This is a genomic window from Cohnella fermenti (assembly GCF_004801405.1).
Taxonomy (GTDB): domain Bacteria; phylum Bacillota; class Bacilli; order Paenibacillales; family Paenibacillaceae; genus Cohnella; species Cohnella fermenti.
On the sequence record NZ_SSOB01000101.1, the window covers coordinates 1 to 1,736 of the forward strand.

The 1,736-nt window shown below is 48.0% G+C and carries 1 protein-coding gene; it reads right to left on the minus strand.

From position 1 onward, the window contains the following. Window positions 1-18: 18 nt before the first annotated feature. Window positions 19-1,608 carry an IS1634 family transposase gene (locus E6C55_RS33125; protein ID WP_136374107.1) on the minus strand — a complete coding sequence of 530 codons (1,590 nt, stop codon included), beginning with the start codon at window positions 1,606-1,608 and terminating at the stop codon, window positions 19-21. Window positions 1,609-1,736 lie beyond the last annotated feature (128 nt).

The window sequence follows — 1,736 nt, forward strand, 5'->3', positions numbered from 1 at the left end:
CCTAAATCCCCGGCCAAATTATAACGAGGTCGGGGGGGCTATTTCTAGCGCTTCATAGATTTCCAGCTGGCGCTTGGTGATCTCCCCAAATCGCAAGTCGTGGCCTGACCGTTCGTAACATTCGATCACGTCCAGTTCATCAAGCAGCCCTTGCATCGTATAGCGTTGGAATAGCTTCTTATCCTGCATGACCTTCTTAATGTACGACAGAAATATCAGTGCCACGAATTCTACAAACAACTTCCCGTCCAAACTGCGTTCGGAGGATACTTCCATGCGTCGGAAGTTTAAACGCTCTTTTAGATTCCCGAATGCCTTTTCGATCAAATCTTTGTTTCGGTACACGTCCAGCGCTTCAATGGGATCTTTGATCTCATTGCTGAGTAACGCGAAGTATCCGTAATTTCTGATCGCCGCGTCAATGGCTTCCTGTTTGGGTTTTACAACGGTGCCGCGCTTGGGCGTCGTTGTTACTTCGAAATACTTCGCATAAGATTTCTCGTGCGCGGGGTCGCGTTTCCCGCTCTCCAGTTCGGTTTTCAACTTGGTGAGCAGTCGATTCAACCTGGATGCGTCCTCGGTTTCCTTCTCCTTGTTGAAATACAGATGTAGATACGCCCGGCGTTCTTCTTCCAGTACATCGCCCTTATAAGGACGCTGCTGCGTATATTTCCAAGTGATTGTTTTCGAATAGGCGTATAGATTATGATCCGGGTCAAAATTCTCCCACTTTTGAAGCTCCGGTTTCGCCGCCATGAGTTCCGCTTGTACGTATTTGAGTGTTACTTTTGCGCCAATCAAAAACTTCAGATGGTGCTGATACATGGCGTTGATGTTTGCTTCGCTGTAAAACCCGCGGTCCATCACGAGCTTGATCTTCTTATAGGAGAAGAAATCCATATCGGCAAGCAGATTCTTTACGGTTTGCACATCCGAAATATTGCCCGGCAGCTTACGATAATAAAATGGCAAGTTCGACTGTTCGCCGAACAGCAGCGCCAAATTCATTTGAGGGAGCGGATCGTGCTCTTTATTCATGCCGTATTTGACTTGCCTCAAACCTTCCGAATAGCTGGAAAGGCTCGTCGTGTCGTACGCCCAGTATTCTTGTTCCGCCCGTCGTTTGCCTTGTAAGCGAAAGAAACGTTCTCGGGCTTCTTCCGTAATAGAAGCAAAGAAGTCGCTGCTGCGCTGGGAGGGGATGTCCTTGCCGTAGGGATGCTGGTGAGTCATCGCCCATTTCGAAAAGCGAATGAGCGGATTATGATCCTCCAGAATCAAGTAATAGGCGATCGACAAGAGCTGCTTATACTGCTTTGGAAAACACTGCTTCAAGTCGGCCGTGATGCCGAGTTTCTCGCCTATAGCACTCAGCAACCAGGTTGCGCCAGCGAATAATCGTTTGGATTCCGTCGCAGAAACGGGGCCGGGTTTTACCGACGGTGTGGCGAGTCGCCGCGATGGAATCAATTCACCGGATAGTGGATCGAGCTTGCCAATGCAGATTCGACGGCTGCGAGATTGCTTTTTCGTCTTATCCCAATAGTTTTCGGATTCGTAGACGTATGTAATACCGTTGTGCTTGTTTTTCAAATAGATGAGCGGCATAAGATCTCCCCATTCCACGTTATAATTATAACGTGTAATGGCTAAGATTGGCAAGCCATAAATAGCAAAAAACCGCGATATTACGCGGATTTTGCGAAATCCACGTTATAATATCGCGGGGATTCAGG